The organism is Streptomyces sp. NPDC048507 (assembly GCF_043199995.1).
Taxonomy (GTDB): Bacteria; Actinomycetota; Actinomycetes; order Streptomycetales; family Streptomycetaceae; genus Streptomyces.
This window is the reverse complement of the sequence record NZ_JBICWZ010000038.1, coordinates 1-6,670: the sequence shown is the minus strand read 5'-3', so window position 1 is coordinate 6,670 and position 6,670 is coordinate 1. Positions and strand designations below refer to the sequence as shown.

Genomic DNA, 6,670 nt, shown 5'->3' with positions numbered 1-6,670 from the left:
GAACGGACGCTTCCTTTGTACTCACCCTCTCGGGCTTTCCTCCGGGCTTTCGTTCTGTTCTGTTCTTGCGTTTCCGACTCTATCAGACTCTTTCGTGTCCGATTTCCCCGGTGCTTTCCAGGTCCTGCGCTTTCGCGCTTTCCCTTTCCGGCGAGTCCGACTCTATCAGAAGTTTTCCACCGGTTTTCCCGGCTTCAACGTTCTCGAATGAGGAGTCGAATGCACCCCGCGCCGAATCTTCATTCGTGCAGGGTGAGTGGTTGCCGAACCTGTCCGGTTCGAGGCAACCGTTTGACTCTACAACCCTGCCTGAGGGGTGTCAAAACGAGGTCGCCCATGCGTGCCCGGGCGTGCGCAGAGCCATGATCTGCCCCCTCTCTCCCCAGTCGGCGGAGGTCTTTCCTCCGTCGCGGATCGGCGGGACGCTGCCTCCAAGGAGGCCACATGAGCTGGTTGGGACCGAGCACCGCCGACGAGGTAACGGTGCCCGACGTCGTCGGGCTGACCGTTGCCGAGGCCCGGACCGTCGCGTGGGAGGCGGGAGTGGTCATCGCCGCCGCGGATCCGGACGGGCCGCCGGTGGCAGCGCTGACCTGGCCGGGGGTCTGGATGGTCACCGCCCAGAACCCGGGCCCCGGATCCCGGATGCGCCGGCTGGGCTCCCTCGTGATCGAGTTCCGGGAAGTTGCCGACGGCACGCCCCCCTCTCCCTGAAGCAGGAGCAGCCCGCAGGCACGCCCCCGGACCGGTCAGGGCCCGCTCCTCCCCGGGCAGCAGGCTCCCTCCCCCGGCCGGTGGGACGTTCGGAGCATGACCGGTGTGAAACGGACGACGATCAAAGCGGCCCGGCACGCCCAGTGGCAACGATGGCCGCACTGGGTGGCCCGGGCAGCGACGCTGTGGGCGGTGCTGTACGCCGGCTTCGGCCCGGCCTGCGCGCTGCGCGGGACCCCCTTGCTCGACCACCGTGGCGGCGCAGCGGCCTTCTGGCTGGGCTGGACGGTCGTGGCGGTGGGGGCGCCGGCCGTGTCCGTCAGCGGAGCGGTGGTCCTGTACGGGCCCCGGCCACCGCTGCGGCCGCTGCTCTCCGCTGCGCACCGGGTCCTGGCGGCGGTCGGGGCAGTGCTGCTCGCGGCCACGGCCGCTCCGGCCGCCCGCCCTCCCGTACCGCCGTACGTACGCCGTCCGCGGCACCGCGGGGCGTCCGGCTCGCCGCCCGGGCGGGAACGCCGGCCTTCGTGCCCTACACGGCGATGAAGCCGTACTGGGCGTCCGGCGGCACCTTCGCCGGGATCACCGGCGAGGAGGTGCTTGCGGTCTCGGAACGGAACGGCGCTTCGGCCTGCTCGGAGCCGCCACGCTCGGCCCGTACGGCGTGGTGGGGGCCGGATACCTGACCCTGGCCACGGCCGGGGCAGTGCTTCCACTCCTCGGCGACGCGCTGCTGGTCAGCCGGATCGGAGCGGGCGCCTTCGCCGTCTACGGGATCGCCCTGACCGTGGCGGCCCGCTCGTACGGGCAGCGGACGCGCCCCTCCCCCCGAGCGGGAGACCACGTCCACCCCGGCTGACCCCCCACGGCCGGGCTGCGTCAGCGCGGCCGGGAGGCGTTCAGGCGGGCGGCTTGGCGGGTCAGGTGATCGCGCTCCGCGAGGTTGGGCGCCTCCAGGGCCGCCTCCGCGTACAGGCGGGCCGCCGTCTCCAGGTCGCCGTCCCGTTCGTGGAGGTACGCCGCCACCGCCGTGTGGCGGGGCACCGAGGCCTCCACCGCCGCGAGCGCGGCCAGGCCGGCCCGCGGCCCGTCGGCCTCACCCACGGCCACCGCCCGGTTGAGCCGGACGACCGGGCTGTCGGTCAGGCGCGCGAGTTCGTCGTACCACTCCACGATCTGCACCCAGTCGGTCTCCCGCGCGGTGGGCGCGTCGGCGTGCAGTGCCGCGACGGCGGCCTGGGCCTGGAACTCCCCCAGGCGGTCCCGGGCGAGCGCCGCTTGCAGGATCCGTACGCCCTCGGCGATCGACCCGGTGTCCCACCGGCCGCGGTCCTGCTGGGCGAGCGGCACCAGACTTCCGTCGGGCGCGGTCCGCGCGGCACGCCGGGCGTGGTGGAGGAGCATGAGGGCGAGCAGCCCCGCGACCTCGGGGTGGTCGATGGTCGCGGCGAGCTGCCGCGTGAGGCGGATGGCCTCGGCGGCGAGGTCGACGTCACCGGAGTACCCCTCGTTGAAGACCAGGTAGAGGACGCGCAGGACGGTGGCGACATCGCCGGGCTGGTCGAACCGCACCCCGGAGACGGTGCGCTTGGCCCGGCTGATGCGCTGCGCCATCGTCGCCTCGGGCACCAGGTAGGCCCGGGCGATCTGGCGGGTGGTGAGCCCGCCGACGGCGCGGAGCGTCAGGGCTACCGCGGACGCCGGCGTCAACGACGGGTGGGCGCAGAGGAAGTAGAGCTGGAGCGTGTCGTCCACCGCGGGGGCGGGCCCGGGCTCCGGCTCCTCCTCCGTACGGTCCTCGCGCCGGCGGCGGGCCGCGTCCGCCCGGGCCCCGTCGAGGAACCGGCGCCAGGCCACGGTGACCAGCCAGCCCTTCGGGTCCCGCGGCGGATCGGCGGGCCAGACGCGGACCGCTTCGAGCAGCGCGTCCTGCACGGCGTCCTCGGCCGCCGCGAAGTCGGCTCCGCGGCGGACGAGGATCCCGAGTACGCCCGGGGTGAGGGTGCGGAGCAGGGCCTCGTTCACCTCGGGCTCACTCCGTGATGGTGGGCGGCGTGGACAGGAACGGGCGCAGCTCCAGCCACTCGTGGATCGGCTTGCCGCCGGCGCCGGGAGCGGCCGACAGCTCTCCCGCCAGCTCGACGGCACGGTCGTAGCTGTCCACGTCGATCACCATCCAGCCGGCGATGAGGTCCTTCGTCTCGGCGAAGGGGCCGTCGGTCACCGGCGGGCGCCCCTCCCCGTCGTAGCGGACGAACGTACCCTGCGGCGCGAGCGCCTGGCCGTCGACGAACTCGCCGGTCTTTTCGAGGCGGTCCGCGAAGTCCTGCATGTACTGGACGTGGTCCGAGATCTCCTGCGGCGTCCACTGGTCCATCGGGACGTCGTTCACCGCGGCCGGGGCGCCCCGGTAGTGCTTGAGAAGCAGGTACTTGGCCATCGCGTGTCTCCTCGGTGCTGTGCGGCCCGTTCCGGCCGCGCTCACTACGGGGACGGAGCCGGTCCGGGGTTCTCGACATCTCCGCCAGAAGTTTTTCCGGCTTCCTTCCCGCGCGGACCGCCGACGTACCGGTCGCCGCGCGTGTGCGGCGTGCCGGGCAGGCCCTCGAGCTCCTCGCCGCCCAGGATCCGCCGCCCGGCGCCCCGCTGCGAACAGCCGGCGTGGGGAGCGATTCCGCCCGCGAGCGCAGCGACGGATGAGTGCCGAGTGCTCGGAATCCTCGCCCCCCATGCCCGCAGCTGACCATGGGCTTGGGCGGAGGGCAAGCAAGCGTGAGTCGCCCCGACGGGTTGGGGTTCGTAGAAGGTTCCGTCGCGGAGCATGGCAAAGAGGATGCCGACCCGGCGCCTGGCGAGGCAGAGCAGTGCCTGCATGTGGTGGTGCATGCCCTGGGCGATCTTCGTGTCGTAGCGGCGCGACCAGGGCGTTTCCTTCCGATCATCTGATCGTTGGTTGATGTGTGTGTTGACTGATGCTCAGTGGGCCCGCATCGAGCCGGTGCTGCCTGATCGGACGCCTCGGCGGGTGGCCGGTGGAGTGGCGTTCAAGTACCGCACCGGGACGCCGTGGACGGACCTGTCCCAGCACTTCGGATCGTGGAAGGGCGCCCACAACCGGCTGCGGAAGTGGGCCGCTGACGGCACCTGGGAGAGGGTCTTCACCACCCTGCTCACCCAGGCCGACGCCGAAGGCGACTCCACACGCCGCCGGGGCCCGTCGAAAGGGGCTCCGGGCGGCGAACCCGCCGACCATGCCCCCGGACGCTCCCGCGGCGGACCGACCACCAAGATCCACCTCGCCGCCGACAGCCGCTGCCGCCCGCTCGCATTCGTCATCCCGCCCGGCCAGACTGGTGACGCACCGGCGTTCAGCCAGGTCATGGCCCGCCCCAGGGTCACGCTCGATACGGTCCTGGCCGACAAGGCCTACTCGTCCCGCGCGATCCGTTCGCACCCGCGGCGGCGCGGAATCCGGGCGGTGATCCCACAGCCTGCCGACCAGCCACCGACCGGCAGCGGCGCGGCCGCCACGGCGGCCGCCCGCCCGCCTTCGACCGCGAGGCCTACAAGCAGCGGAACACCGTCGAACGCTGCACCAACAAGATCAAGCAGCGACCCGGCTAACCTCGCCGACTACGCCATCCAGTTCCACTACGCCTTGCCCGACAATGCCTGTGCTGTGGAGCTGACCGAGGCCGTGCCCGCGGCGGCCGAGACCCCCAGCACCGAGAGGCACCTGCCCGGGGCCGCCTTCTCGGTGGCGTTCGTCCCCGACGAGGATCCGGATATGGAACCGACCGTCCACATCCACAGCCATGGTGAACACGTCATCCCCCACGAGATCACGCGCTGGTTCATGGAGCCGTCTTAATCCGATGATGGCGATGGCCCTTGAGGGACGTGCACCCGACGGGCTGTTGGAGCGGTAGCCGCGTTGGCCGTGATGGCGGTCACGTGGGTGTCGGGCCGACGCCTTGAGCCGTCTGGGGACTTTGATCCCTATATCCAGAGCGGTGGTGCCCGATGCTCTCGTGACCGGCGCCCTGGTCCTCGCCAACGTGCTGCGGACCGACATGCACGCCCATCGCCCGCTTCCCCAAGACAGCGACCTGGGCCGCGCCGTTGCGGTCCTTGCACGTGCTCAGCAGCCAACTCCGATCCCTGTTGCGCGAGTACTATCCCGCCGCTCTCACGGCTGCGAAAGCCTGGAAGAACGGACTCTGCCGGCCTGAGGCCCACGAGCTCTTGAAGGCAGCCCCGACGCCGACCAAGGCGGCTCGGCCTACCCGCACACAGTTACAGGCCGCGCTCAAGCGGGTCGGCCGCCAGCGGGGCATCGCAGCCGAAGCCGAACGGCTCCGCGAGGTCTTCCGGGCCGACTGGGCCCACCAGCCGCAGCTCGTCGAGGACGCACTTGCAAGCAGATGCTCGCCCTCCTCATGCAACTGGAGGTCGCCTACGCCCCAGCCGACAACCTCGCCGAGGCGGTCGAAGAAGCGTTCCCGCAGCACCCGGACGCTGAGATCGTCCTCAGCGTCCCCGGCCTCGGCACCCAGCTCGGCGCCCGGGTGCTCGTCGAGATCGGGGACGACCGAGAGCGGTTCGCCGATGCCCGCGGCCTGAAGGCATACGCCGGCGCCTCGCCCATCACCCGGGCGTCCGGCAAGAAGTCCAGCATCACCCGGCGCTGGGTGAAGAACGACCGCCCACGCCGCCGCCCAGCGCAATCTGTTCAACCGCATGATCGGCCAGCGCTACCACTGCCTCCGGCAGGACCAGCGATATGACGAGGAACTGGCCTTCCCGGCCCGACCCGACGAGGTGGGCGTATCGGCCGCCTAACCCTAGGGCCGCTCAGGCGACCGCACCCAGGGAGCGAAGCGCTGATCGGGTCCTGCATCCTCGCGCCAGTACCGCAGAACCGTTTCCTGGACGATGTCGAGCCTTTCTGCAGCGATCAGGCACGAGACCGGATCCTGCCCGCCGGCGTCGGCCTCGAAGGCGACCACGACGGGCGGCTTCCCGCTGAGCTGACGAGTGGCCTTCAGAAGCTCGTCGGGTGACGGGGCACGGAAGACCGGATCGTGAAAGACGGACGGACAGCTGACGATCAGCGGATCACAGAAGACCAGTTCTAGGTTGTGGTGGTAGGTCAGATCATGGTCAGCGGCGAGCTTGAGTTGTCCGCGGTCCCACGAAACAACGTCCCAGTCCCACCAGGACCCTTCGGGAAGCTGGATCGCGGCATGCGCTCCCTCGGAATCCACCAGCAGCCCCCTCATCCCGTTCGAACAGATCGACAGGCTACACAGCGGGCCGCCGGCCGAAGCTTGACGAGTTAGGACCCTGAGGTGTCTGGATAGCCCCGTTCACCGGGCTGAGCCCGCGTGTGTGCGGAAGCTGGTGACGGTTCTGCGGCGCGAGGGCGCGGACTCCGTCCGCAGGGGCCGGCCGTGGAGCCTTCCGTCGGAGGACGGGCACTGCTGGAGGCCGCGCACTGGCGCACGGACTTGACGATGCGGAAGCTCGCGCCGCTCTTCGGGGTCTCGAAGTCGGCGGCGGACCGCATCATCGACGTGGTCGGCCGGTCGTTGCCGGGCAACAGGCACGACTCCCGCGGCCAGGAGGAGTCCGGCGCCAAGGACGCCGTCGGCAACACCACCACAGTCGCCCAGCGGAGCGAGACAGCCGGGTGCTGCAAAGGGATGGAGCTGGGTCAGCAGGCCGTGCAGCCGGTTGGCGCCGCGGGTCGCCTCGCCGGCCAGGTCATCGATGGAGGCCGGCCGGTCGACTCCGATCAGCATGACTCAGGGGGGGAGTTATGCCGGACCCGAAGGCCGGTAGCCCCATCGTGGATCGCAAATGGCCCGTAAACGCAGAAAAGCCCCGCACCAGTTACCTGGTGCGGGGCTTTCCCACAATGATTGTTCGGCGGCGTCCTACTCTCCCACAGGGTCCC

Annotated in this window: 8 protein-coding genes and 3 pseudogenes; 7 read left to right on the top strand and 4 right to left on the bottom strand. The window is 70.8% G+C overall.

Annotated features, from left to right (window positions below; translation table 11 throughout):
- The 4 genes from ACGFXC_RS37460 to ACGFXC_RS37445 form a co-directional block, all read left to right on the top strand.
- Nucleotides 1-211: hypothetical protein (locus tag ACGFXC_RS37460; protein ID WP_393719418.1), on the top strand; the 211-nt coding region annotated here is incomplete at its 5' end.
- Nucleotides 212-444: 233 nt separating this feature from the next.
- Entirely contained in the window at nt 445-714 is a 270-nt protein-coding gene (locus ACGFXC_RS37455) for a PASTA domain-containing protein (protein WP_393719417.1), read from the top strand.
- 96 nt (nt 715-810) lie between these two features.
- Nucleotides 811-1,257 (top strand): hypothetical protein, encoded by a 447-nt coding sequence (locus ACGFXC_RS37450; RefSeq protein WP_393719416.1) that lies wholly within the window; start codon nt 811-813, stop codon nt 1,255-1,257.
- A gap of 118 nt (nt 1,258-1,375) precedes the next feature.
- Complete coding sequence (locus ACGFXC_RS37445; protein ID WP_393719415.1) at nt 1,376-1,570, top strand: hypothetical protein; 195 nt, start codon at nt 1,376-1,378, stop codon at nt 1,568-1,570.
- A gap of 20 nt (nt 1,571-1,590) precedes the next feature.
- On the opposite strand, the gene ACGFXC_RS37440 is transcribed toward ACGFXC_RS37445, so the two are convergent.
- The 3 genes and pseudogenes from ACGFXC_RS37440 to ACGFXC_RS37430 all read right to left on the bottom strand — a co-directional run.
- Nucleotides 1,591-2,736, bottom strand: a complete 1,146-nt coding sequence (locus tag ACGFXC_RS37440) for an RNA polymerase sigma factor (protein WP_393719414.1) — start codon at nt 2,734-2,736, stop codon at nt 1,591-1,593.
- A 7-nt stretch (nt 2,737-2,743) separates the two neighbouring features.
- A complete protein-coding gene (locus ACGFXC_RS37435; protein WP_351831245.1) occupies nt 2,744-3,151 on the bottom strand; it encodes a YciI family protein in 408 nt (135 codons plus the stop codon).
- Between the two features lie 350 nt (nt 3,152-3,501).
- Nucleotides 3,502-3,636, bottom strand: a pseudogene (locus tag ACGFXC_RS37430) (IS110 family transposase); the annotation flags it as partial.
- Between the two features lie 31 nt (nt 3,637-3,667).
- On the opposite strand from ACGFXC_RS37430, the gene ACGFXC_RS37425 reads away from it, so the two are divergent.
- The gene (locus tag ACGFXC_RS37425) at nt 3,668-4,582 is read left to right on the top strand and encodes an IS5 family transposase (RefSeq protein WP_393719413.1); all 915 of its coding nucleotides are present in this window, start codon (nt 3,668-3,670) and stop codon (nt 4,580-4,582) included.
- Between the two features lie 169 nt (nt 4,583-4,751).
- Nucleotides 4,752-5,553, top strand: a pseudogene (locus tag ACGFXC_RS37420) (transposase); the annotation flags it as partial.
- A gap of 2 nt (nt 5,554-5,555) precedes the next feature.
- On the opposite strand, the gene ACGFXC_RS37415 reads toward ACGFXC_RS37420, so the two are convergent.
- Nucleotides 5,556-5,978, bottom strand: a complete 423-nt coding sequence (locus ACGFXC_RS37415) for a hypothetical protein (RefSeq protein ID WP_393719412.1) — start codon at nt 5,976-5,978, stop codon at nt 5,556-5,558.
- Nucleotides 5,979-6,070: 92 nt separating this feature from the next.
- On the opposite strand from ACGFXC_RS37415, the pseudogene ACGFXC_RS37410 reads away from it, so the two are divergent.
- Nucleotides 6,071-6,383 (top strand): annotated as a pseudogene (locus ACGFXC_RS37410) (transposase family protein); the annotation flags it as partial.
- Nucleotides 6,384-6,670: the final 287 nt, after the last annotated feature.